Source organism: Microbulbifer maximicatervae (SeqCode), assembly GCF_052467815.1.
Genome location: NZ_CP174326.1, coordinates 644863 through 669723, shown reverse-complemented (window position 1 = coordinate 669723; position 24861 = coordinate 644863). Strand labels below are relative to the sequence as shown.

General features: G+C 52.3%; 25 protein-coding genes and 2 tRNA genes. 18 read left to right on the top strand and 9 right to left on the bottom strand.

What is annotated here, in order from left to right; translation table 11 throughout:
* Positions 1-43 precede the first annotated feature (43 nt).
* Together ACJJIW_RS02810 and ACJJIW_RS02805 are read right to left on the bottom strand one after the other, a co-directional pair.
* A complete protein-coding gene (locus tag ACJJIW_RS02810; RefSeq protein WP_444937343.1) occupies positions 44-1093 on the bottom strand; it encodes a HupE/UreJ family protein in 1050 nt (349 codons plus the stop codon).
* Positions 1093-1950: a peptidylprolyl isomerase gene (locus tag ACJJIW_RS02805; RefSeq protein WP_444936648.1), complete on the bottom strand. Its 858-nt coding sequence runs from the start codon at positions 1948-1950 to the stop codon at positions 1093-1095. The genes ACJJIW_RS02810 and ACJJIW_RS02805 overlap by 1 nt, the downstream gene beginning before the upstream one ends.
* 230 nt (positions 1951-2180) lie before the next feature.
* Here ACJJIW_RS02805 and ACJJIW_RS02800 point away from each other — a divergent pair, with 230 nt between their 5' ends.
* Entirely contained in the window at positions 2181-2585 is a 405-nt protein-coding gene (locus ACJJIW_RS02800) for a DUF4345 family protein (RefSeq protein ID WP_282934243.1), read from the top strand.
* 68 nt (positions 2586-2653) lie between these two features.
* On the opposite strand, the gene ACJJIW_RS02795 is transcribed toward ACJJIW_RS02800, so the two are convergent.
* The 5 genes from ACJJIW_RS02795 to ACJJIW_RS02775 form a co-directional block, all read right to left on the bottom strand.
* Positions 2654-3484: a sterol desaturase family protein gene (locus ACJJIW_RS02795; protein ID WP_444892806.1), complete on the bottom strand. Its 831-nt coding sequence runs from the start codon at positions 3482-3484 to the stop codon at positions 2654-2656.
* 178 nt (positions 3485-3662) lie between these two features.
* On the bottom strand, positions 3663-4730 hold the full coding sequence (locus ACJJIW_RS02790; RefSeq protein WP_108731816.1) for a helix-turn-helix transcriptional regulator: 1068 nt from the start codon (positions 4728-4730) through the stop codon (positions 3663-3665).
* Positions 4731-4733: 3 nt separating this feature from the next.
* Entirely contained in the window at positions 4734-5300 is a 567-nt protein-coding gene (locus ACJJIW_RS02785; protein ID WP_108731817.1) for a lytic transglycosylase domain-containing protein, read from the bottom strand.
* A gap of 121 nt (positions 5301-5421) precedes the next feature.
* A complete protein-coding gene (locus tag ACJJIW_RS02780) occupies positions 5422-7149 on the bottom strand; it encodes a proline--tRNA ligase (RefSeq protein ID WP_444936647.1) in 1728 nt (575 codons plus the stop codon).
* A 214-nt stretch (positions 7150-7363) separates the two neighbouring features.
* Positions 7364-7762 (bottom strand): HU family DNA-binding protein, encoded by a 399-nt coding sequence (locus tag ACJJIW_RS02775; protein ID WP_282934239.1) that lies wholly within the window; start codon positions 7760-7762, stop codon positions 7364-7366.
* A gap of 287 nt (positions 7763-8049) precedes the next feature.
* On the opposite strand from ACJJIW_RS02775, the gene ACJJIW_RS02770 reads away from it, so the two are divergent.
* The 17 genes from ACJJIW_RS02770 (at position 8050) to ACJJIW_RS02690 (ending at position 20388) form a co-directional block, all read left to right on the top strand.
* Entirely contained in the window at positions 8050-8322 is a 273-nt protein-coding gene (locus ACJJIW_RS02770) for an FmdB family zinc ribbon protein (protein WP_444936646.1), read from the top strand.
* Positions 8323-8399: 77 nt separating this feature from the next.
* Positions 8400-10178 (top strand): aspartate--tRNA ligase, encoded by a 1779-nt coding sequence (aspS, locus tag ACJJIW_RS02765; protein WP_282934237.1) that lies wholly within the window; start codon positions 8400-8402, stop codon positions 10176-10178.
* 105 nt (positions 10179-10283) lie between these two features.
* Positions 10284-11027, top strand: a complete 744-nt coding sequence (locus ACJJIW_RS02760) for a YebC/PmpR family DNA-binding transcriptional regulator (RefSeq protein ID WP_282934236.1) — start codon at positions 10284-10286, stop codon at positions 11025-11027.
* 150 nt (positions 11028-11177) lie between these two features.
* Positions 11178-11705 (top strand): crossover junction endodeoxyribonuclease RuvC, encoded by a 528-nt coding sequence (gene ruvC, locus ACJJIW_RS02755; RefSeq protein WP_282934235.1) that lies wholly within the window; start codon positions 11178-11180, stop codon positions 11703-11705.
* Between the two features lie 57 nt (positions 11706-11762).
* The gene (gene ruvA / locus ACJJIW_RS02750; RefSeq protein WP_282934234.1) at positions 11763-12374 is read left to right on the top strand and encodes a Holliday junction branch migration protein RuvA; all 612 of its coding nucleotides are present in this window, start codon (positions 11763-11765) and stop codon (positions 12372-12374) included.
* Positions 12375-12397: 23 nt separating this feature from the next.
* A complete protein-coding gene (gene ruvB, locus ACJJIW_RS02745) occupies positions 12398-13417 on the top strand; it encodes a Holliday junction branch migration DNA helicase RuvB (RefSeq protein WP_413664411.1) in 1020 nt (339 codons plus the stop codon).
* A gap of 12 nt (positions 13418-13429) precedes the next feature.
* Positions 13430-13834: a tol-pal system-associated acyl-CoA thioesterase gene (ybgC, locus tag ACJJIW_RS02740; protein WP_282934233.1), complete on the top strand. Its 405-nt coding sequence runs from the start codon at positions 13430-13432 to the stop codon at positions 13832-13834.
* Positions 13835-13838: 4 nt separating this feature from the next.
* Positions 13839-14528, top strand: a complete 690-nt coding sequence (gene tolQ, locus ACJJIW_RS02735) for a protein TolQ (RefSeq protein WP_413664412.1) — start codon at positions 13839-13841, stop codon at positions 14526-14528.
* A 20-nt stretch (positions 14529-14548) separates the two neighbouring features.
* Complete coding sequence (gene tolR / locus ACJJIW_RS02730; RefSeq protein ID WP_444892812.1) at positions 14549-14980, top strand: protein TolR; 432 nt, start codon at positions 14549-14551, stop codon at positions 14978-14980.
* A gap of 7 nt (positions 14981-14987) precedes the next feature.
* Complete coding sequence (tolA, locus tag ACJJIW_RS02725) at positions 14988-15782, top strand: cell envelope integrity protein TolA (protein WP_444936645.1); 795 nt, start codon at positions 14988-14990, stop codon at positions 15780-15782.
* Positions 15779-17074: a Tol-Pal system beta propeller repeat protein TolB gene (gene tolB / locus ACJJIW_RS02720; protein ID WP_444936644.1), complete on the top strand. Its 1296-nt coding sequence runs from the start codon at positions 15779-15781 to the stop codon at positions 17072-17074. Before tolA ends, tolB begins: the two co-directional genes overlap by 4 nt.
* Positions 17075-17173: 99 nt before the next feature.
* A complete protein-coding gene (locus ACJJIW_RS02715) occupies positions 17174-17662 on the top strand; it encodes an OmpA family protein (RefSeq protein WP_282934229.1) in 489 nt (162 codons plus the stop codon).
* A gap of 18 nt (positions 17663-17680) precedes the next feature.
* Entirely contained in the window at positions 17681-18520 is an 840-nt protein-coding gene (ybgF, locus tag ACJJIW_RS02710; RefSeq protein ID WP_444936643.1) for a tol-pal system protein YbgF, read from the top strand.
* 106 nt (positions 18521-18626) lie between these two features.
* Complete coding sequence (gene queE, locus ACJJIW_RS02705; protein ID WP_444936642.1) at positions 18627-19286, top strand: 7-carboxy-7-deazaguanine synthase QueE; 660 nt, start codon at positions 18627-18629, stop codon at positions 19284-19286.
* 35 nt (positions 19287-19321) lie between these two features.
* The gene (gene queC, locus ACJJIW_RS02700) at positions 19322-19999 is read left to right on the top strand and encodes a 7-cyano-7-deazaguanine synthase QueC (protein ID WP_444936641.1); all 678 of its coding nucleotides are present in this window, start codon (positions 19322-19324) and stop codon (positions 19997-19999) included.
* 132 nt (positions 20000-20131) lie between these two features.
* A tRNA-Lys gene (locus ACJJIW_RS02695) sits at positions 20132-20207 on the top strand.
* A gap of 105 nt (positions 20208-20312) precedes the next feature.
* Positions 20313-20388: transfer RNA gene (locus ACJJIW_RS02690), tRNA-Lys, on the top strand.
* A gap of 587 nt (positions 20389-20975) precedes the next feature.
* Here the strand turns inward: ACJJIW_RS02690 and ACJJIW_RS02685 are convergent.
* Entirely contained in the window at positions 20976-22547 is a 1572-nt protein-coding gene (locus ACJJIW_RS02685) for a PepSY domain-containing protein (RefSeq protein WP_444936640.1), read from the bottom strand.
* Positions 22548-22587: 40 nt separating this feature from the next.
* A complete protein-coding gene (locus ACJJIW_RS02680; protein ID WP_444914732.1) occupies positions 22588-24702 on the bottom strand; it encodes a TonB-dependent receptor family protein in 2115 nt (704 codons plus the stop codon).
* Positions 24703-24861: the final 159 nt, after the last annotated feature.

Here is a 24861-nt window from a genome sequence, read left to right as displayed (position 1 = left end):
AACCGGTGCCCGTGATTTGCAGGGCACCGGTTAATGTTCTCTGTTATGGGAAAACAATAAGCAGGCTGCGCTTAATCACCCAGTAGCAGGCAATGCCCCCCAGCGTATACGCGACCATTGTAGCGACTGGTATTCCGATACCTCCACCCTCCCCGAAAGAGTATTGTTCGCGGTTCCGAATGGCATACCCTGGCCAGTGTTTAAGGAGCTTTTGATACAAGTGGATAACTGCAAGAGCTGCGGTGATAAATACTAATTGCCCCACTTCCACACCGAGATTAAAAGTCAGTAATGCCTGTGGAATAGCCCCCTGGGGAAGCCCAATTTCTCCCAGTACACCGGCAAAACCCAAACCGTGTAAAAGTCCAAAAGCAAAGGCAATTGCCCATGGGTAGCGACTGGTCAAACTGAAAACACCATGCCTCTGGCGTACTGTCTCCCTGGCTGCCAGTAAAATACTGAGGGCGATAATCGCCTCCACTGGCGCCGACGGCAGATGGATATAGCCCAGTACGGCAGCTGCCAAGGTAATACTGTGGGCGATAGTGAAAGCAGTGATAGTGCCGATCAGCTGGCGAAGGCTTTGTTTAAGTAAGATCAGGGCCAAAACGAACAGCAAGTGATCGACACCGAGAAGAATATGTTCAACGCCCAGCACAAAGTAAGTTTGAGCGACTTGGAACTCGCTAGTTGGCTGGTCAAGGGTCCATTTTGGCTGGTCTGGTGTCAGTCGGATAACTTGCTCACGCCCATCCAACCAGGAGATCCGCACTAGCGCATCGGTCATAGTGCTCTGTAGGCCATCGATATGAATCGACAGCTGTTGTAGCTCCCTGGGGTGATGGATAGTCCAGTGCTCTGTGTAGTAGCCCTTACTTATTTGCGCTCTGGGTTGGCTTAGGGGGGAGGCAGCTTGGTCCAAATGGACATTCAGAGCGAGGCGAAGATCGCCTTGTGCGGGCAATCGCCAAAGTACTTTAAATAATTGTGCATCAACTTGAGTGATGCCCAGGTAAGCCGGGCGCAGCTCGTGGGCAGATAGTATTGGGGTAAAGCTGAGGAGCAGAATGAACAGGAGTGGCCGGATGTGCATCACTTGACGGCAACCTCGGCTGAGAAGTTATCCGGCTTGTGGACAGTGACCTCGTAGTTTTTACGGTATTGGAGATACTGCTCCTGCAGAATCTTCTTTTGCGCCTGGGATTGCCAATCATTTAGTACGCGGCTGCGTATTTCAGCCAATGCCGGTAGCTGGGTGGACTTGATTTCCTCAAGGAGGACCAGGTGATCGCCGAAGGTCGAGCGGACTGGACCACTCCACTTGCCTATAGGCAACTTGGACAATTGAGCGGAAAATCCCAGCCCAAATTGCCTGTCTATTCGTGGCTCTGAAGTGTCGATAAATGCAGCTGGCAGTAGGGTTGAGTCTCCAATCATTGGCGAAGCCTGACCGCTGTTTAGCTGCATGAGTAAGTCGTTAAAATCACGTGAATCTGATGAGGCCAGATCCACTGAGAAAAATCGTTGTTGGAAAGATAGGGTGGGTGGAACCCGGTATTTATCGGCCTGGCCTTGAAGGAACTTCTCCAATACTCGATCGCCAGGGTCTTGAGTGTCAGCGAAATTACGCGCCGTAAGTTCCATTTTCATTCGCAGGCGGCGGCGGATTACCGTGTCGTTCTCGGCTAATCCCAGGGCAAGCGCTTCCCTGTAAAGTATTTCCTCTCTTAGGTAATTTTCAATAAGTTGCTCCAGCTCGCTATCGGTGGGGTACCTGTGCCACTTGCGCTCAAACACCGAACGTAGATGTTCGACGCGCCCCTCGCTGATAACAATCTCTTGTGCTGGCGGTTCCAGGATTTCTCCCAATCCCAATAGGATTAGGGCGATCGCAATAAAATACAGCAGGGGCTCTTTCGCCAATGACTTGAGGAAGGTGGTGGTATTCAAAAGCGCGGCCCTTATTTTTGAGTGGGTCGGAGTTGCGCTGTGGATTCTAATTATGGAAAGACATTCTCAGTTTGCCAGTAAGAAAATATTGATAAATCCATCGCTTTGTACCAAATTGGTGAATTGTTCCGGCGTATGGCGGGGTGTGGCTCATATATACTGTGACAGTACTCCAAAGCGGTGTTCCCCTTGTCTAGGGGTGAGTAACAGAAATTAGAGGGGAGAATCGATTGAAATATTTGGGAAGAGTCTATTTGACACTCAATCTATTGGTTTTTGCTTCTATTGGCCTCTGGGCCCTGTTTAAACCGCAGAGCCTTGCGAATGAAGTGGATTTTTCATTTGATACCCCCGAAGCCATGCCCGAGTTTATGGCCACTTATGGCGGGTTTATGTTGGCCATCGCGGTGATTCTACTGGTGGCCTTGGCTATGCGCCCGCACCGCAGGGTTGCTTACGCTGCGATGTCTATCGCCTATATCGGCTTCGCTCTTGGGCGCCTCTACGGAATGTTATTTATCAGTGGTTTTGACCAGCGCAATTTAGTGCTTTTTGCTATCGAAGTCGTCTTTGTTATCTGGGGACTTTACTGTTACCGAGAATCCCGCTGGTTGCCTTTACAGCATGGCCATTAACACGGTTGTTACGGCTAGTAGAAAGGAGCCGGGGGAACCCCGGCACCCATTTAAGTAATTTGAGTGGGTTAAGCGTGAGCTTTTGCGCCTTCCGCTGCGCTGTTGTCTATTTCCACCTCTTTTTCTCCCCCGTGTAATTGCCCATCCACTGCTTGCCGGAAGACCTGCTTGTAGTCCTTAAATTCTGTGCCCATCCAGCGATCCCACCAAGTGAAGTAAAAGCCGTAGTTGCCCTGGAAGCGCTGGTGGTGCAAGTCGTGGTGAGTCGTGGTGGTGAGCCTGTCCATAGGGCCGTCGACCCAGCTGCGCGGGTGGAACTCGCGGCCAGTGTGCAGCATGGCGTTGCGGAAGATGCTGATAAATAAAAAGGTGAACCAAATAGTTGGATTAAGCGGCAGTATCAGCGCAATTAGGGGAGAGAAAGCGCCCATCAGGACCGCTTCACCTACGGAAAAACTGTATGCCGTCCAGGGCGTGGGTGTTCTGGACTGATGGTGTAGGCGGTGGAAGTGTTTAAACACCTTGGGATGGTGCATACCTCGGTGGGTCCAGTAAAAATAAGCGTCGTGGATCAAAATCACTACTGGCAGGCTGGCAATACTCCACCAGAGTGGATAATCGCTCCACTGCCAGTAAAATTTGGTCAGTCCCAGATCATGCATCATGGTGGTAATAACCCCTACCAGGGTAAAGATACACACCGTTAATAGTGAATAACTCACCTCCCGCCGAATATCTTTCCACTCGGCACGACGCTTTTGGATACGGCGCCGGTTCATCCAGGTGCGAAATAGCCAGCCGGCCAAAATACTCATTACTGAAGCGGCCAGCACATAGCGAAATAAACTTAACTGGAAATGTTTGGCTCCGTCCTGGGATATGTCGACTAAAAAATCCATATTCTCACCATCATTATTCTTCTATTGAAGGGAGACTCACCGGTGTTAAATCGGGTCTCGGTGAGCCGGGCACGCAGCGGGAAAATCGCTTTCACCGCGCTCCCAGTCTGGGAGCCTTTTACTTTGCGGGCTTACGGAATATGAAAAAATGCTGACGGATTCTTTCAGGAGAGGAGATTCAGGCGGGCAGCTTTTCCCGGCGGTACTCAGTGGGGGTTTGGCTGTGACGGCGCTTGAAAGCAGCGTTAAATGGGCTCAAGGAGCGATAGCCGATGTCCAGAGCAATGGTGAGTACTGGCAAATGGGCCTGCTCCGGGTCTGCCAACCGGTTGCTGGCCTCATCAATACGAAACTGATTTAGGTATTCGTTAAAATTGCGATAACCCAGGTGGCGATTAATCAGCACACGTAGCACATGTTCGCGAATATCCAACTGCTCCGCGAGCTCCCTGATGGTGAGTCCGGTGTGGCGATAACCACCGTTGTGCATATGTTCCTGTAATTTCTGCAGCTGGGTCTGCTGTTGTTCATCCAGTTCAGGTGGCGGAGCTAAAGGCTGTTCTTCCTCCTCTGGCTCGCTGCTCTTCGGGCGCGGCAGGGATTCTCCCAGAGCGCTGGGGGAAAGGGCCAGCAACCATAGGCAGGCAACCAGTGACAACAGGCTGGCAAATAGTGCGTGCAGTGTCGGTACACCGTTGGGAAGCGGGCGGTAAGCAAAGATAGATTCTGCGCCAATTACCACCAGCATATAGGCGCCGACGGCGATAAGTAGGGTTGTGCGCAGGCGTCGGCGCTCTGCAACCAAGTCCAGGTGAAACTGTCGTTGTAGTGTCAGTAGGCCGAGGCTGATTAACCCGAGTTTGAGTAGCTGCGAAAGGGTAAATAGTGGGGATTGCTGATCTGACGTCAATGGCAATGGTGCGTGGTAGGCGACTATGCCGATGACCAGGGTAATACCAATCGGAATCCAGCCCCACAGGGGAAAAGGTTCTTCCTCGCGGCATAACAGGTGAGTAAATAGCCAAAAAATTGCGGGAATCAGAGTAATTGGCAGGTTAAGCAAGAGCGCAGTAGGTCCACTTAACTGTGGCAGGATGGGCCAGAGTAAATAGCAGATCACGGCTATCAATAGGGCCAGCAAGCAGCGCCCGGCAACAAGCCGGTAGTGATGTATAGCAACCTTGGTTGCTGCCAATAAAAGAAGAGCGCATGCGCCGCCGGAGAAAAATAAGTAGCCGGCGGTCATCGTTTATCTCCAGCGCTCGGCCCAGGCATCCAGGACCTTGCTGCTATAAGTATGGCGGCCGTAGCTACCATTGTAATAGGCGAGGGCGTTGGCTAGATTGCCTTTGGCTTTTTTGATGTAGTGTTTAAGAATGGTACAGCCGTACCTTAGATTGGTGTCCATATCGATCAGGTTATCGTCGGGTCGACCGATTTCATTTTTCCAGAATGGCATTACCTGCATCATACCCAGAGCGCCAACGCGGGATATCGCATAGGGGTCAAAAGCACTCTCAATCTGGATAACCGCCAATACAATTTCCGGGCGTAGCCCGGCCCGAGTTGCCTCCCGGTGGACGGCTTTCAGTACGTGCATCCGCCGCTTGGGATCTTTGATATAGCGGGACAGAGGCTGAGATTTAGACATTAGCCACACTTCCGCATCGAAGCGGTCCACAAAGCTGTCGGCCTGGGTAACTGCGTCCTGCAGGGCGAGGCGCAACTCCGGGTCGATCTCGGCTCTACTGCTTTGAGCCTGGGCGGCACAGCAGGTAAGGCAGAGCAACAAGAGGGCGGTGGCTTTTTTTATCATGGGGTGATTCTACGAAAAGCCCGGCAAAATGGGCAGCGTGATTTTGTGACGCCGCCGATAAAAAGCACTTTTGCCGTAAGAGGTCCCGGCCTGCTTGGGGGCAGACCGGGCGGCTCGACAATTATTGATTAAATTTTTCCAATAACACTTCTTCGAGCTGGGATACGGCAAACTCCTGGCTTTCTGCATCTCCGCGACCTTTATATTCCACCACACCTTTTTCCAGGCCGCGATCGCCGATAACAATGCGGTGGGGAATACCGATCAGCTCCACATCGGCGAGCATAGCACCCAGTCGCGCTTTGGCTTCGTCCATCAGCAATACATCAATACCCTTGCTGCGCAGGGACTCATACAGGTGCTCGCACTTTTCCCTTACCACATCGCTCTTGTGCATATTGATTGGCACAATCGCCAGCTGGAAAGGTGCAATCGCAGTGGGCCAGATAATCCCTGAGTCGTCGTGGTTCTGCTCAATGGCCGCAGCGACGATACGGGAAACGCCGATGCCATAGCAGCCCATGGACATAACCTGCTCTTTACCGTTTTCATCCAGTACTGTGGCATTCATAGCGCGGCTGTACTTGTCGCCTAACTGGAAAATGTGGCCGACCTCGACCCCCCGTTTGATTTCCAGGGTGCCCTGGCCATCGGGGCTGGCGTCGCCTGCCACTACATTGCGTAGGTCTTCGATGCGGCCCAACTCAACATCGCGACCCCAGTTCACTCCGGTTAAGTGGTAGTCATCGCGATTGGCGCCGCAGATAAAGTCTGCCAGGTGCGCTGCAGAGCGATCCACAACAGTCTCGATCTTTATGCCCACCGGGCCCAGGGAGCCAATGTTGCAACTGAGTTCTTTGGCGATGCGCTCTTCCGAGGCGAACTGAATAGGGCTGGCGATTCCAGCCAGCTTCTCTGCTTTTAATTCGTTCAGCTCGTGATCGCCACGCAGTACCAGGGCAATTAATGGAGCGGTTTCACCCTCTTCGCACTCGCCCAGAACAATCAGGGTTTTTACTGAGTGGGCGGGATCACTTTTCAAAAACTCGCTGACATCGGCGATGGTTTTTTGGTTCGGCGTATGAACTTCCTGCATTTCCTGCGACGGAGCAGGGCGCTCGCCAGCTGGGGCAACCGCTTCTGCCAATTCGACATTGGCGGCGTAGCGGGATTCTGTGGAGAAGGCGATATCGTCTTCGCCGCTCTGCGCCAGCACGTGGAATTCGTGAGAGCTGGAGCCACCGATTGAACCGGTGTCTGCCAGCACCGGACGGTAGTCCAGGCCAATGCGCTCAAAAATCTGGCAGTAGGCGCCGTGCATAATATCGTAGGTTTCCTGCAGGGAATCCTCGTTCACGTGGAAGGAGTAAGCATCCTTCATGGTGAATTCGCGCGCGCGCATTACGCCAAAGCGCGGACGGATTTCATCGCGGAATTTAGTCTGCACCTGGTAGAAATTGGCGGGCAACTGCTTATAGCTATTGATTTCACCGCGGATCAGGTCGGTGATGACTTCCTCGTGGGTCGGGCCCAGGCAGAAGTCATTGTTGTGGCGATCCTTGATGCGCAGGAGTTCGGGGCCGTACTGCTGCCAGCGGCCGGACTCTTCCCAAAGCTCTGCCGGCTGCACGACCGGCATCAGTACTTCCAGGGAGCCAGCGCGGTCCATCTCTTCGCGAACAATGCGCTCGACTTTGCGCAACACCCGCAACCCGGTGGGCAGCCAGGTGTAGAGACCTGAAGACAGACGGCGGATCATGCCGGCACGCAGCATCAGCTGATGGCTGATCACCACTGCGTCGTTGGGAGTTTCTTTTTGGGTTGCGATGAGATAACGAGATGCGCGCATAGGAATTATATGGATTCTATTACGGGTAAGCTGGCTATTTTACGCTATTCGCTGGGCAATAAATATTGCCTGGGGGCAGTATTGCCTCAATGCGGATTGCCTTTTGCTATACCGGGGTATCTATTTAGCAGGTGCCTGGGCACTGGCTTGGAATGGGAGTGAATAAAAAACCCCGCATAAGCGGGGTTTTTAAGCTGAGGCTTTACAGAGTGTATTAGTTCTCTGCCATTTCCTTCAGCTTCTTCAGTGGGCGAACTTTAACCTGGATGCTGGCAGGCTTCGCCTTGAAGGTAGTCTCTTCACCGGTGAACGGGTTGATACCCTTGCGAGCTTTCTTAGCCGGCTTTTTCACGGTGGTGATTTTCATCAGGCCCGGCAGGGTGAATTCGCCAACTGCGCGCTTCTTGATGTGGCCTTCGATGATATCGTTCAGCTCGTCCAGAACAGATTGAACCTGCTTGCGGGACAGCTCAGTGCTTTCTGCAATCTGATTAAGTACTTGGGTCTTAGTGTACTTTTCCTTGATTGCTTTTACTTTCTTGGCCGGTGCAGCTTTGGCCGCAGCTTTCTTTGCCGGGGCCTTTTTAGTAGCAGCTTTCTTGGAGACAGCCATGGCTTACTTCCTTCTTTGTTGTTCGGTATATATCCGGTAAAAGTGTGTTTTTTCTCCCGCTGCGCTGCATCCGTTACGGGTGTCTCAGCGGGTGATGGGGGAAGTATATATAGTTTTTGTTCGGCCGCACGAAGAAATACTAGAAAAATAGTGCTTTTTTTACATTTTTTAGCCTCACGTCGCCTTTATGGGACGCTTTACCCAGGGAAAAGACCCATGCAGCTTCTTACCTCTGTAGGCCTCATGTATACTCTCTCCCCCTTTTTTTAAGCACCAGGTACTGTGTAATGCCGATATATGAATACCAGTGCAATGCCTGCGGCCATGAAATGGAAGCTTTGCAGCGGATGAGCGATGCCCCGCTCAAAGACTGCCCAGCTTGCGAGAAGGCCGAGCTGCGCAAGAAAATCTCAGCGGCTGGATTTCGCCTGAAGGGCGCCGGTTGGTATGAGACTGATTTTAAAACTGGTAGCAAGAAAAACCTCGCTGGCGGTGACTCTGCCAACAGTGGTAAGGCCAAAAGCGACAAGTCTGGCACAGCGGCGGCAAAGACGGCCTAGGCGAGCTGTGCGGGGCTGTCCGTGCGGTGTACCCTCTAACTAATCTTTTCACCTATCGATAACGGGAATTTTCATCCATGCGCAGCGATTACTGTGGCGTCCTTCGTTCTGCGGACATTGACCGCGTAGTAACCCTCTGTGGCTGGGTCGACCGCCGCCGCGATCACGGCGGAGTGATTTTTATCGACCTGCGCGACCGCGAGGGAATTGTACAGGTGGTGTTCGACCCCGATGCGGCCGAACACTTCGAGATGGCCGATCGCGTGCGCAGCGAATATGTGCTTAAAGTGACAGGTCGTGTGCGCGCCCGTGCCCCAGAGGCCGTGAATCCCAATATGGTGACCGGTGAAGTTGAGGTTTACGGCACAGAGCTGGAGATCCTCAATACTGCTGAGACAGTGCCTTTCCAGCTGGATGAGCACACCGAGGTGGGTGAAGATATCCGCTTGAAATACCGCTATCTGGATCTGCGCCGCAACGAAATGCAGAACAACCTGTATTTCCGATCCAAGCTGACTACCGCAATCCGCAATTACCTGGATGAGCACGGCTTCCTCGATATCGAGACCCCAATCCTGACCCGCGCCACCCCAGAAGGTGCCCGGGATTACCTGGTGCCGAGCCGCACTCACGAGGGCAAGTTCTTCGCCCTGCCACAATCACCACAGCTGTTTAAGCAGTTGCTGATGGTTTCCGGTTTCGATCGCTACTACCAAATCGCCAAGTGTTTCCGCGATGAGGATTTGCGTGCTGATCGCCAGCCTGAATTTACCCAAATCGATATTGAGACCTCCTTCCTCGACGAAGAGGAAATCATGTCGATCACCGAGAACATGGTTCGCAAGCTGTTTAAAGAGCTTAAGGGTGTTGATCTGGGTGAATTCCCGCGCATGACCCACTACCAGGCGATGCTGCGCTACGGTTCCGATAAGCCGGACCTGCGTATTCCGCTGGAGATGGTGGAGATCAAGGACCTGATGACCGAGGTGGACTTCAAGGTATTCTCTGGGCCGGCCAATGATCCGAAGGGACGTGTTGCTGCGATTAAAGTACCTGGCGGTTGTAAGAAACTGACCCGCAAGCAGCTGGACGATTACGGCAAATTTGTCGGTATTTATGGCGCCAAGGGCTTGGCGTACATCAAGGTTAACGATCGCTCTGACCTGGAAAATGGTCTGCAGTCGCCAATCGTCAAATTCCTGCCGCTTGAAACCCGTGCAGCTATCCTCGATCGCCTGCAAGCAGAAGATGGTGACGTTCTTTTCTTCGGCTCGGACAAGGCCAAGATTGTCTCCGAAGCCCTGGGTGCATTGCGCTGCAAGCTGGGTGAAGACCTGGATCTGTACACCAGCGAGTGGGCGCCTTTGTGGGTTGTCGCCTTCCCCATGTTTGAAGAAAATGACGACGGCAGCCTGACTGCGTTGCACCACCCCTTCACTGCGCCTTCCTGTACCCCGGAAGAGCTGGAAAAGAATCCGCTTGAAGCACTTTCCCGCGCTTACGATATGGTACTCAACGGCACCGAGCTGGGCGGTGGTTCTGTTCGTATCCACGACCAGTTAATGCAGGAAGCAGTATTCCGCATCCTTGGTATCGATGCTGAAGAGCAGCGCGAGAAGTTTGGCTTCCTGCTGGATGCACTCAAATACGGTGCGCCGCCCCATGGTGGCCTGGCCTTTGGCCTGGATCGTCTGGTGATGTTGATGACCGGCAGTGACTCAATTCGCGATGTTATCGCTTTCCCGAAAACCCAGAGCGCCGCCTGTGTGATGACAGATGCCCCGGGTGCTGTAGATGCGAAACAACTGCGTGAGCTGAGTATTCGCCTGCGACAAAAAGAAGAGAAAATCAGCTGATTTTTCCCCGATGGGCCGAGCGAAGCGGGCCTATCCAATCGTAGTGATGGGCGATTCGCTTCGCTCTTTGGCCCATCCTACGCACTGACTGAAGAGAGACGGAAAATGGCCGGACATAGTAAATGGGCCAATATTAAGCACCGCAAAGCAGCTCAGGATGCCAAGCGGGGCAAGGTCTTTACCAAGATCATTCGAGAGTTGACGGTAGCCGCCAAATCGGGTCCAAACCCGGACGATAACCCGGCGCTGCGCGCCACTATCGATAAGGCTTTGGGCGCCAATATGAAGCGCGACACCATCGACAAAGCTATCGCTCGTGGCGCCGGCAATGCGGATGGTGAAAACTACGAAGCCGTAGTTTACGAGGGCTACGGCGTTGGTGGTGTAGCGGTCCTGGTGGAGTGCCTGACTGACAACCGCAACCGCACTGTGGCTGAAGTGCGCCACGCCTTCACCAAGCGCGGTGGCAACCTGGGCACCGACGGTTCCGTTAGCTATCTGTTTACCCGCAAAGGTCAGATGTTCTACGAGACCGGAGTGGATGAAGATGCGTTGATGGACGCAGCTCTCGAAGCCGGGGCTGAGGATATCGAATCCAACGATGACGGCAGTGTTGAAGTTACCACTGAATTCCAGGACTACCTGACGGTTAAGGACGCCCTGGTTGCAGCTGGTTTTACCCCGGACAGTGCCGAAATTGCCATGATTCCGTCCACCACGATTCCACTGGATAAAGACGGTGCTGAAAAAGTACTCGCTCTGATCGAGATGCTGGAAGACTTGGATGATGTGCAAAACGTTTACACCAATGCGGATATTCCGGCAGAGGTGATGGAGGAGCTGGGCTAAAGCCGGTTCCGTAACTGGAGGCGGCTACTGTCCCGCCTCTGGTTTTTTATCTTTTCAAGCCCTTCTTACTCCCCCTCCCTTGACGCTTCCTGTTCACCTTGGGACACTCCCACCACTATATAAACATACAGATATTTGGGGAGCTGCCTTTTGACCCGAATCCTGGGTATTGACCCCGGCTCGCGAAAAACGGGCTATGGAATTATCGATGTGGAGCGGGGCAAGGCTCGCTATGTGGCCAGCGGGGTGATTCGTATTCCCGAAGGTGCCCTGCCTGAGCGCCTCAAACTGATTTTTGATGCAGTGAGCCAGATCGCCCAGCAATACCAGCCTGCTCAGATGGCAATTGAAAATGTTTTTATGTCCAAGAGCGCCGGCTCCGCCCTGAAATTGGGGCAGGCCCGGGGGGCAGCTATTGTGGCAGGGGCAAATAGTGGTCTGGCAGTAGCCGAATATGAAGCTCGCAAAGTGAAGCAGGCAGTGGTCGGTAACGGTGGAGCGGATAAATTGCAGGTCCAGCATATGGTGAAAACCCTGCTGTCCCTACCTGCATCACCGCAGGAGGATGCCGCCGATGCGCTGGCCGTGGCTCTGTGTCATATGCATACCGAGCAAACCCTGGTATTTACCGCTGGCGGTGCGCGCAGTCGTTTTCGTCGCGGCCGCCTGAGCGTGTGATTGGCTGGTAGAATTGGCCCCGTAAAGGGCGCAGACAATATAAACCTGGAATAACACATGATTGGAAGATTGAGCGGTACCCTGGCCGCAGTGCAGCCACCTCTGCTGTTGGTGGATGTACAGGGGGTGGGCTATGAAGTGCTCGCACCCATGACCACGATTTTTGAACTGCCCGCACTGGGGCAGCCGGTACAGCTGCACACTCATTTAGCGGTATCCGAAACAGCCCAGCAGTTATATGGTTTTATTCGCGATGGGGACCGCAAATTGTTTCGCACCCTGATCAAGGTGAGTGGAGTGGGTCCCAAGATGGCCCTGGCTATTTTATCCGGGCTGGACGGCGCTGCCCTGGCCCGCTGTGTGTCGGAGGATAATGTAGCGGCGCTGGTCAAAGTCCCTGGCGTCGGTAAAAAGACTGCCGAGCGCCTGATTGTGGAGCTGCGGGATAAATTGACCCCGGATTTTGGCGACGCCAACGATATCCCCCTGATGGCCGCTGCTGCCGAGCCCAAGGTGGACCACACCGGTGAAGCGGAGAGCGCCCTGGCGGCTCTGGGTTACAAGCCCACTGAAGCCAGCAAAATGGTGGCCCGCGCCAGCAAGGAGCAGCCGGATGCCGATAGTGCGACTTTGATTCGCCTGGCCCTTAAGGGAATGGCCCCCGCTTAATCTGAGGCCCTGGAGTTGTTGCAATGATCGAAGCCGACCGTTTGGTGGCACCGGAGCCCGTGGGCCCCTCGGGCCAGGAAGAGCAGTACGACCGCGCCGTGCGCCCCAAAACCCTGGATGATTATGTGGGTCAGCCAGTGGTGCGGGAGCAAATGGAGATCTTTATTCAGGCTGCCAAGCTGCGAAAAGAGGCCCTGGATCACACCCTGGTATTCGGACCGCCGGGGCTGGGTAAAACCACCCTGGCAAATATCATCGCCGCCGAAATGGGAGTGGCCATTAAGACCACCTCGGGCCCGGTACTGGAGAAGGCTGGCGATCTGGCTGCGTTGATGACCAACCTGGAGCCGGGGGATGTGCTGTTTATCGATGAGATCCACCGCCTCAGCCCCCATGTGGAAGAGGTACTGTATCCGGCGATGGAAGACTACCAGCTGGATATTATGATCGGCGAAGGACCTGCGGCGCGTTCGATTAAGCTAGACCTGCCACCCTTCACATTGGTGGGAGCCACCACGAGGGCGGGCCTGCTTACCTCGCCACTGCGGGATCGCTTCGGCATCGTCCAGCGGCTTGAGTTCTATAACGTTGAGGATCTCACCAGTATTGTCCGTCGCTCCGCTGGCCTGATGGGAGTGGAGATGGATGAAGGTGGTGCTCTCGAAGTTGCCCGTCGAGCTCGGGGTACCCCCCGAATAGCCAACCGCCTGCTGCGCCGCGTGCGCGATTACGCCGAAGTTAAAGGTGATGGTGCCGTGGATTCCGGAATTGCCGATGCCGCCCTCAACATGCTCAATGTGGATTCCCGTGGTTTCGATCAGCTGGATCGCCGTATGCTATTGGCCATGATCGAGAAGTTCGATGGTGGACCGGTGGGGGTGGACAGTCTCGCTGCAGCAGTCAGTGAAGAGCGGGATACCCTGGAAGATGTATTAGAGCCCTACTTGATTCAGCAGGGTTATATCGCCCGCACACCGCGAGGGCGAGTGGCAACCGGCCTGGCCTACGAGCACTTCGGCTTGCCGAAGCCAGATAATAAGTAGAGAGAGGATGGGGTGAAGGAAGTTTTCAGTATTCCGCTGCGGGTTTATATCGAGGATACCGACGCAGGTGGTATCGTTTATTACGTCAATTATTTGAAGTATATGGAGCGCGCGCGCACAGAACTGCTGCGCTCCCTCGGGTATGATAAGCCGGCGATGCCAGAACAGGGTCTGTTACTGGTGGTGCACTCCGCCGAGATCCAGTATCGAAAGTCCGCACTTCTTGATGATGCATTGCGCGCTACGGCCTCGATTGGCAAACTGGGGCGGGCCGCAGTGACTTTTGAGCAAAAAATCTGGCGCGGCGATGAGCTAATTTGCGAAGGTGTGGTCAAAGTTGCTTGTGTCGCTGACGACAGCCGCAGGCCCTGTGCCCTGCCGGAACCTATTTATTCAGCATTAAAGGCAGTTATTTAAGAAGATGAACGCCGGTGAACAACTTTCTCTTTGGGGGCTAATCCAGAACGCCAGCCTGTTGGTACAGTTAGTAATGCTGCTGCTGTTACTGGCCTCTGTGGTGTCCTGGGTGATGATTATCCAGCGCGGGCTTTACCTGTCCCAGGCCAAGCGCTCCCTGAACAATTTCGAACGCCGCTTTTGGTCCGGTGCCGACCTGAACAAACTCTTCCGCGAAGGTAACGAACGAGCGGAAAAAGGCAAGACGGATGGTGTTGAGTCCCTTTTCCGCGCCGGTTTTACCGAGTTTACCCGTCTGCGCCAACAGGGCAGCAGCGGCCCTGAAGCGGTGATGGAAGGCACTGAGCGGGCCATGCGTGTGGCTATGTCCCGGGAGCAGGAAAAGGTGGAAATGAACCTACCGTTCCTGGCAACCGTAGGCTCTGTCAGTCCCTATATCGGTCTGTTTGGCACCGTGTGGGGGATTATGAATTCCTTCCGTGGTCTCGCCACTATGCACCAGGCCACTATTGCTACGGTCGCACCTGGTATCAGTGAAGCGTTGGTGGCTACGGCTATGGGCCTGTTTGCAGCAATTCCTGCGGTGATGGCTTTTAACCGTTATTCCGCCAAAGCGGAGTCGCTGTTGTCCAGCTACGAAACTTTCGCCGAGGAGTTTTCCTCTATCTTGCACCGCAAAGTGCATTCCGGCTGAGTAGTGAATAGGCGAACCCTATGAGTGTGTTTCGCAAGGGAACCAAAAAGAAGCTGGTCTCCGAGATCAATGTGGTGCCCTACATTGACGTAATGCTGGTGCTGCTAATTGTCTTTATGGTCACGGCACCATTGTTGATGCAGGGGGTCAAAGTCGACCTTCCAAACGCGCCCTCGGCGCCGATGGAGGAAACCGATGAGGAGCCGCTGATTATTTCTGTGCGCTCCGATGGCACCTATTACCTAAATTTGGGGACTGACGAGAAGAGTGCCAAGCCGCTCGAAGAGATTAAACAAACGGTTGCTAAAGTATTGCGCCAAAAGCCGGGAACTCCGGTTTTGGTATGGGGTGACACCGAGGCTCGCTATGGCCTGATCGTCAATGCCATGACCGAACTGCAGCAGGCGGGAGCGCCCAGCGTCGGCCTGGTGACAGAGCCACCTCAGGGGTAGGGTGCCGGTGAATAAAGGCTTTTATGCATTGGCGATTATCATCAGCCTCGTGTTACACGGGGCGTTGATAGCTGCCATGACCTACGGCTGGGAAGCCAGCAGTATGCCCGAGCGCAAACCGATGCCGAAGTTTGTGCAGGCCAAGCTGGTGACGATTGAAGCGGCAACACCGAAGAAGAAACTGCCGAAAAAGGTCGATAAAATAAAACAGCGTGCTGAGCGCGAGGCGGAGCAAAAACGCAAGGCTGAGGTCGAACGTAAGCGCCGCGCAGCCCTGGAGCAGAAGAAAAAGCTCGAGGCGGAAAAGAAACGCAAAGCGAAAGTCGAAGCTGATCGCAAGGCACAGGCAGAGAAGGCCCGTCGCGAGAAAGAGCAGCAAGAGAAGGCGCGCAAAGAAAAAGAGCTGAAGGAGAAGCTGGCCCAAGAGCGCCAGAGTTCCTTTGACGAGGCACTTCAGGATGAAGAGGACCTGCTAGATGCCCCCGAGGCGGAACAGGCTTTAGCTTCGGTTAGTGATGCGATCAATCGACATATTGCAGGTGTATGGAGTCGTCCACCCAGCGCCCGTAACGGTATGCTAACCACGGTAAAAATAAACTTTGTCCCCACCGGCCGGGTGGTGGCAGCTAATATCATCGAGAGTAGCGGAAATGCGGCTTACGATCGCTCCGTACTCACCGCCATTAAAAAGGTGGAAGTTTTTCCCGAAGTAGCCGAGTTGGCCAGAGAGGAACCGGTGATATTTGAGCGGGAAGTCCGTACAACTATAGTTAACTTTAGACCCGAAGATCTGCGCCAATGATCAAGAGCTTATTGAAAACAATTGTTATTTTTGCAGTCGCCTCGGTAAGCCTGGGAGTTCGAGCCCAGCTGGTGGTGGATATTACCAGTGGTATCGATGACCCCACGCCGATCGCCGTATCTCCATTCAGCTGGTCTGGTGGCGGGGTACTGGCGGAAGATGTTTCCGGGATTATTTCCGCAGACTTGCGCCGCAGTGGCCTTTTCTCCCCTGTGCCCAAGGAGGACATGCTGTCTTTCCCCAAGGCCCCGGAAGACGTGGTATTCCGCGACTGGCGTATCCTCGGCACCGAATACATAGTGACCGGCCGCATTGAGCCTCAGGCCACTGGTTACCTACTCACTTTTGATCTGGTCAATGTGTTTGGGCAGCACAAGGTGTTTACCAAGCAAGTGCGCGGCGGCCAGACCCAGCTGCGGGATATCGCCCACCGCGCCGCCGATGAAATTTTTGAAGCCGTCACCGGTATTCGTGGTGCCTTCTCCACCGAAATGGTGTATGTGCAGGAAGAGACCCGTGGCGGCAAGCCCAGCTATCTGCTGATGCGTGCCGATATCGATGGTGCTCGCGCCAAGCAAATCCGCCGTTTTAGCGCGCCGGTGATGTCTCCCATGTGGTCCCCCAATGGCCAGGAGCTCGCCTACGTCTCCTTTGAAACCGGGCGCCCGGCAATTTTCCGCGAGAACCTGCGCACGGGTGCGCGCAAGCAATTAACTAACTTCAAGGGCATCAACAGCTCGCCGACCTGGTCCCCGGATGGAACCAAACTGGCGATGGTGCTCTCCAAGGACGGCAACCCGGAGATCTACGTGCTGGATCTGGTCAGTAATAAGCTGACAAGAATGACAAGGCACTTCTCCATTGATACCGAGCCGAACTGGATGCCAGATGGTAAATCACTGGTTTTCACCTCCGATAGGGGAGGGAAGCCACAAATTTACCAATTGACTCTTGCCACTGGTCAAGTCGACCGCTTAACCTTCGATGGCGATTACAATGCGCGGCCCCGTGTTTCTCCCGATGGAAAGACACTGGTGATGGTGCATCGTAATAGGGGCGTATTTACCATCGCTACGATGGATATCAACTCGGGCAGAGTGCGTGTCCTTACGGAGACTACGCTGGACGAATCCCCTAGTATCGCGCCGAATGGGGCCATGTTGATGTACGCTACCAAACGTGGGGATAAAGGTATTCTGGCAGCGGTGTCGCTGGATGCCGGGGTGAAGTACAACCTGCCCTCTCAGAGGGGTGATGTCCGTGAACCGGCCTGGTCGCCGTACTTTGAATAAGGCGGGGGTGCCCGACGCGCTTAAGCGAAGGGTGTGAATTAGAGCAAGTAGAAATCTTTCAGGATTTTCGATAACACTATATATAAAGCGGAGTAGCTTATGTTGAAATCAGTAAAAACAGGCCTTGGGTTAGCCTGTGTATTGGCAGTTATGGCTGGTTGTAGCAGCACTGACACCACCGAAGGCAGCCAGGAGACCCTGGACCAGGCAGATCAAACTGCGGTTGAAACCACCGATTTTGATACCACGCCAACCGAGACAGTTGCACCTCTGGAAAACGTAGTTTACTTCGATTTCGACCAGTCCCTGCTGAAGCCCGAAACCCGTGAGCTGCTGATCCGTCACGCTGACCGTATGCGCGCTGCTGCCGGTTCTGTTCGCCTGGAAGGCCACGCTGACGAACTGGGTACTCGCGAGTACAACCTGGCTCTGGGTGAGCGTCGTGCCAATGCCGTTCGCGACTTTTTGGTACTGCAAGGCGTAGACGCAGCTAACCTGGAAGTAATCAGCTACGGTGAAGAGCGTCCGGCTCAAATGGGTTCTAACGAATCTGCCCGTGCGATGAACCGTCGCGTTGTTATTAACTAATCGTAAAAATGGATGCCAATGGCTTTAACGATTAGAAAACTAGCGATCGCCGCAGCAGTAATGACTGCGGCATCGCCGGTATTTTCCCAGGCCCCGATTGTAGACCTGTCTTCTAAAAGCCAGGACCAGTCGACCATTACTTATACCGATGAAGCGGATAGCAGTGCTCCGACCCAGCTTGCCCGCGCCGGTATGTCACCACCCCGAGCCCAGGGTAATCCCCAGGCCGAAGCCTACTATCAAATGCAGGTTTTGCAGCAGGAAGTGCGGGAGTTGCGTGGCACAGTTGAAGAGTTGCGCCATGAGATCAAGCGTCTCAAACAGCAGCGCACCGAAGATTATATGGATCTGGACCGGCGTATTGCACGCCTGAGTGGTACAGAACCAGCGGCTCAGCCGCCGTCTACCGCTGAAGGCGGTGCTTCGTCAATGCAAGGGCAGGGGGGCTCAGCAATGCCGCCTAAACCCCTGGGCCCGAAAGACGGCAAGAGCGAGCGCGACCGCTACCAGGCCAGCTTTGGCTTGGCCCGCAATGGCGATTACGGCGGCGCCAGTGAAGAGTTCAAAAGCCTGTTGCAGGACTTCCCCAATGGTCAGTACGCCCCGAATGCGAATTACTGGTTGGGTGAGATTGCACTGGTTCAAGGCAACCTGGAAGAGGCTCGGGAGTGGTTCGTAGCCCTCCTCGACGGTTACCCGAATTCCAGTAAAGTCTGGGATGGCCGCTACAAGCTGGGTACTGTTTATCACCAGCTGGGCGACCAGCAAAAAGCCCGCAACCTGCTGGAGCAGGTGGCAGCCAGTGACGCCAGAGCGTCGAATCTGGCGAAGAAGTATCTGCAGGAGAACTTCCAGTAGCCTTCCGCCGCTTCTGGCTGTCATCGCTGGTTTTTTGAGCAGAAAAAGCCTATGATCCCGCGCCCGGGTGGCATGTGCCACTCGGGCGTTTTTGTGTTGGGTGTGTATGACCGATCTTTCCAAAGAATCACTCAGAATCAGTGAAATTTTCTACTCCCTTCAAGGAGAGGCGCGAGAAAGTGGCCTTCCTACGGTGTTTGTACGCCTGACGGGCTGCCCGTTACGCTGTACCTATTGCGACTCCGAGTACGCCTTTTACGGCGGCGAGCGCATGACGCTGGAGCAGATTTTGCAGCAGGTGCAAAGCCATCCCACTCGCCATGTGTGCGTTACCGGTGGTGAGCCCCTGGCCCAGCCCAATTGTTTTCCCCTGATGAAGGCGCTTTGCGATGCGGGCTATGCGATGTCCCTCGAGACCAGTGGCGCTATGCCTGTGGATAAAGTGGATGAGCGGGTGTCGAGAGTGGTCGACCTGAAAACGCCGGCCTCCGGGGAGCAGCACCGCAACCGTATGGAGAATATGCAAGTACTCACTCGCCAGGACCAGGTCAAGTTTGTGATCTGTGATCGCGGGGATTATGACTGGGCTCGATTTACCCTGGATCAGTACCGCATACCTGAGCGGGTTGGAGAGGTGCTTTTCTCCCCCAGCTACGAGCAGCTGCAGCCGCGCCAGCTAGCTGAATGGATACTGGAAGATGGGTTACCGGTGCGTATGCAGATGCAAATGCACAAGCTGTTGTGGGGCGACATCCCAGGGGTTTAAAGCGCCGCTGCGCCACATCAAGAAAAGAGGAAAAAATGACAGCAAAGAAAGCAGTAATCTTGCTATCCGGTGGCCTGGACTCAGCCACCGTACTGGCCATGGCTCGCGCTGAGGGCTACGAGTGTTACGCCCTGGGCTTCGATTATGGCCAGCGTCACGAGGCAGAACTATTGGCTGCGCAGAAGGTGGCGAAGGACTTGGGGGCCGTTGAGCACAAGGTGGTTAAGCTCGACCTGCGCTCAATCGGTGGATCGGCGTTGACCGATGACTCTATCGAAGTACCCGAAGAGGAAACCTCCGGTATTCCGGTGACCTATGTGCCGGCGCGAAACACGGTATTCCTGTCTATTGCCCTGGGCTGGGCAGAGGTGCTGGGCGCCCAGGATATTTTTGTGGGTGTGAACGCCGTGGACTACTCCGGCTATCCGGATTGCCGCCCGGAATATATTGAGGCCTACGAGAAGATGGCCAACCTGGCTACCAGAGCCGGTGTCGAGGGCAGCAAGCTGTCTATACGTGCGCCGCTGATGGACATGAGCAAGGCGGATATTGTTACCGAAGGAACCCGCTTAGGGGTGGACTACAGTTTAACTGTGTCCTGCTACCAAGCCTTGCCAGATGGCGCTGCCTGCCGTCGCTGCGACAGTTGCCGCCTGAGGGCTGCCGGCTTCACAGAGGCCGGCCTGGAGGACCCCACGGTCTACGCACCTTAATTGGCCGTTGGCGCCAATTTTTTGAACAAATACCTAACTCCTTAAATTTGTTAGATTTTTTTTTGAGTTAGGTATTGTCTTTTCGAAATAGATCCGTAAGATACGCAGCTCCTCACAACGAGGCATCGAAAAGGGTCGTTAGCTCAGTCGGTAGAGCAGTTGGCTTTTAACCAATTGGTCGCTGGTTCGAATCCAGCACGACCCACCATTTTCGACAGGGATGCCCAAGGCAGCCCACCCAGTTTTTACACTTCTGCGCGAAGGTAAAAACAACCCAAGTTGGACCGTTACCAAGTTAGTCCAACCATCCTGGGGGTCGTTAGCTCAGTTGGTAGAGCAGTTGGCTTTTAACCAATTGGTCGCTGGTTCGAATCCAGCACGACCCACCATCTCTCCTTTTCCCCACTATCAATTAACCAGTTTCTCTGTATTACCATCGTACACGTGGGCTAGTTTCAGACTTTCTATTACCGTGCTTATTTGCTGTATTAATCAGCTCCTTTCGTTTTCGATTCTGAATGGTGGATATTACATGTATGGTGATCTATCAGAGTTTTCCGCATCGTAAAGGCTCGCCGACTGCGCAGATGTGCTCGCCAGGGTGTGCTTTAAGTTGTGTGTGCTTAACCCTGGGCTCAATAGCCGCTATTTACTTTAGAGGGCCTTATGTTGGTCTTGGCGGCGGCTTTTGCCGAGTTAGAGAGTCTCGCCAGATCGGCAATGAACACGATTTAGTGCTCGTTGGTGTCAAGGTTGCATGTGGAAAATAAGCTGTTGTAGAAACTTTTAGCTAAGATAAAAGTCAGTTCGAGACAGTAAAAACACCTTTATCGATAATTGTGGTTAACACTTGAGCTTAAAAGGGGGCGTGTATAGCCTTTAGGTTATTCTGCCCTATAAGTCTCTCAGTCAAGGGTAGATCCTGGGCGCAGGGGCTGCTCTTGACCGAGAGTTTTGCCTGAGAAAAAGGCTAGTTCTAATTCGAGGCTTTAATGTAGCCAGACGCTTCCTGAGGGGGTAGGCTGGAACCAACCCTCCTAGCTCTTGGCTTTCTGCGTGCTAAATAAATAGCCAATCCAAAGCAGGACATTGCAATTAAGGCGAGTAATGTAATTACAATCAATATGTCACGCTTTTCAGCTCCTATTAATGGGCGTAAAAAATTCCACTTGTGAAGCAGTGAAAATGAAAGTGATTCCAATCGGTCAATCTTTCGATTTTGGTCAACTAAAATACCTGTTACTGGGTCAACAAAATACCTGCTACCGGCTGGGTCGTTCAAGTCGACCTGCCAAACTGGTAATCGTTTATTGCGGAAGTCATAGTTTGGGCCAAAGTGTGTAACCAGCTTGATTTCATCAATTTTACTATTGTCGATTGTATTGCTATTAGATTGGATGAATTGTAGAGCTAGTTCTTTGGCCAAGTCCTGATCCTTAACCGACTCTTTCTCCCCTGTTTGAGCGTTGATTAAAGCTGATGATCTTTCCAGAGGCAGTCCGCCAAAGCGTGCTTTACGCTGTTGGTAATTGGACATTGACTCTTCAATCGGAACGCTAATTCCAAGTCGATAAAGTGGTTTTTTATCGATGGACTGATTGAGCGAAATAGCATTTAAATGCGCTTTCTTAGGAATGCTACTCCCTATGCTATGCCGCCACTGAGCCATCTCGCTTTCCGCAACTGCAAAGCTTTCCAGTTGCACAGGTTCAAGCAGTCGCAAGCCTGAAATGGGTTGTATGTATTCTGCCTGTAATAAATGATAAAACCCGCTTGCTGACCAGCCAAGTAATGGCAGCCAAAGTAGGTAGCCGAGGCGGCGATGCCAGCGTCGATTAGACTTCGGAATTTTGCGGCTGGGGAGTGCAAAAATCAGATAGAGTCCCGTTGAAGCTATCACTACAAGCGTCAACATAAATAGTGCAACAGTGAGCACACGCCCATGGCCGGTAGTATCTAGCCAGCTCCAGGTATGTAGCGCTCTGAAAAATAGTTGAGTTTTGGCTTTAAAACTATTGTTTAAAGCAGCTAAGGCACCTGTTTCGGTGTAGATAAAAGCTTTGAGTAAATTATCGTCGGCGGCAATGGTCACCTCATAAACTGGCAGCAGGCGATTAACTCGCGGGTAATCAGTGCTAAAGCTCTCCTTGAATTTAACATCAATAATATTTTCTTGTGGTAAGTCCAAGTAATGAGATGTGAGCCACTTTGCTTGTGCTATATCATGATCAAACAACTCACTTCCAGTTTCAAGGTTGAAATAACGCCTTGGACTGTTATCAGCTTCTGTAATCTGCAGTAGATTACCCTCACTTGAAGGAACAACTTTAGCGATAGCCACCCTTTCAATAGGCAGCTTGTCAACAATTTTTTCAAGTTTATATAAGGTCTCTGCATTGGCTTGAAACGTGGGTGGCATTGTATTTTTGGCTTGCGGACCAAACCAAGCCATTATTGGATGGAATATTCCAGACAAAGACCAAGTTACAACACCAAAAAAAGCTATCCAGGTTAGGAATCTGTGCCATCTAATGAATTGCAGTTTCATCAAGCTACCTCGCTTATGTATTTCCTACTGTGAGGGGCTATTAAAAGTTAGTGCTGACACCAACATAGAAGGCGCGACCTTGACCTGGAGTAAAAACTGAATTACTGGAAGCCATACTAAGATCTGATACTGTTGACACATTTGAGATATATTTTTCGTCGGTTAGGTTTTCCGCAGATGCAAATAAGTCGATCGCTTCGTTTATCGAGATACCGGCAATAATGCCAATTAATTCATATCCCGCAGTTCTTTCAGTGTTGGCGTAGTCAACGTAGGCTCCGTTGGCAATATGTCGCAAGTTAATGCCTGCATACCACCTGCCATTGCTCGAGTATTTCAATTCGCTGGCGTAGATTGATTGAGGTATTCCAGGTAACTTGTTATCCCCTCTATCCGGATCATTATCAAAGCAAAAGTCGTTATAGTTATAGATGTTCCGCCAGAGAATATTCTTATTTATTTGTATATCGAGACCAAGCTCGACACCTTTGTGTAGTGTGTTACCTCTTGCGTTTTCTGTACTTGTTGTTTCGCCGCTAAACCCGGACTGCCCAACGTCTACAAATTCGTTGCTAATTTCACTGTGATAAATAGATGCGTCCCAGCTTACAATACCTTTCTGCCCGCGAGAGCCAACCTCAAAAGTCAATGACTCTTGTGCATCAAGAATTGTAAATGGATCCGCTCCACCCGAAGTTAGATCAGTTATTCCTGGTGGCTCATAACCTTCACTCACATTAGCGTATAGCTGATTTTCATCTTGTAGGGTATAAATAACACCAAGACGCCCATTGAATTTTTCGAAGCTCAACTTACCGGTGTCATCTTCCGGTCCACCCGTATCCTGAGCGGGGTCAGAGTTAAAGATATTTTTGTTTTCTCTGACGCTACTAATATATTGAGCTCCTGCGATTAGGTTAAGTGACTCGCTTAGGGAAAAGTCTAGCTGTCCATAGATGACAGTATTCGTCGCATTCCGATCATCTTTACTTGATAAATCCCCCTTCTCGGCAGTTGGTGTTGGGCTAAAAGGGCCCTCAGAGTACGCAAACAGTTCTGACTCATTGTTACTTTCAGCATGGGTTATACCTATAACCCAGGAAATATCAGTGATATCCAGTTGGAAATCACCAGTAATATCAGTAGATATACCAAACTCCATTCCGCTTTGCTCAATGATGCCGGCATATGGTGTTATAGCGTGATCCAAATATCTTGTTGCTAGCCAAGCCCCGGCTTCAATAGTGAGCGAATCCAGTGCAAAAACTGTTCGATTTGATAAGCGAAATACATCAAGGTTTCGATCCATGTCGCGTTCAATATTTGATTCTGGCGACATGTCAGGATTGCTTAGTGCTTGGTCGTGTGTCAAAGAGCCAGCCAGCTCAAAATTGTCTTGCAATGCGGTTAGGAAAAAGCGAGTTTCTAAGTTGTCACTAAATTTGTAGCCAACATTACCAAAGCTATAAATACTGTCGACTTCGGAATGTTCTCTAAATCCACTGCTATTTAGTTTGGTTACCGCACCGTAATAATCAAAAGCGTCATTTCTTCCTTTAGTGTTAATACTGGTTCGGTATGTATCGAATGACCCGCTTTCCAACCTTATATTACTTCCAGCTTTTGACGTAGCTCCCGTCGGTGTTACCACATTGATTGCACCTCCCAGTGAAGCTGCACCATAACGAAGGCCGTTTGATCCTTTATAGATCTCGATATAGTCAATAGATAGTGGATCTATTTCTTGATACTCGGTGCTGCCACTGGCACGTGAAATCGGTACTCCATCACGCAATACAGTAATTCCTCGGCGTTCATAAGTAGCATTCGCAGCGGATCCCCGAATAGAAATTCGATTGTCACGCTGCGCTGAAGTGTCTGCGTAAACGCCGGGTGTGAACTTCAGCGCGTCACCAATACTCTGCGTAAACTCAACTAAATAGTCTTCGGCACGAACCAAGTCAACTCCCCCTGGAACACGCTGAAGGTTATGAATTGCTTCACTTGCAGAGTGTGCAGATAGTGAATTATCGATATCAGCTGTAACTACAACCTCCTCAATTGACTGGGATTGATGATCTTGGCCTTTAGCTTGAGGCGCGCTACTGATAGCAATAAGTGCTAAGGAGATGAGCAGCTTTCGAGTAATTTTCATGTATAGGTATCCTGTCGGAACGCTATGTAGCGTGCCGATAAAATAAATTAGATGCTGTAACGCAGACGATATAGCGACAGGCACAGGTGCTCTGATACTAGATTGGTAGTATCTACGAGCAAGCTGATTTGCTTATATCGAATGCCTTACTGGCTTCAT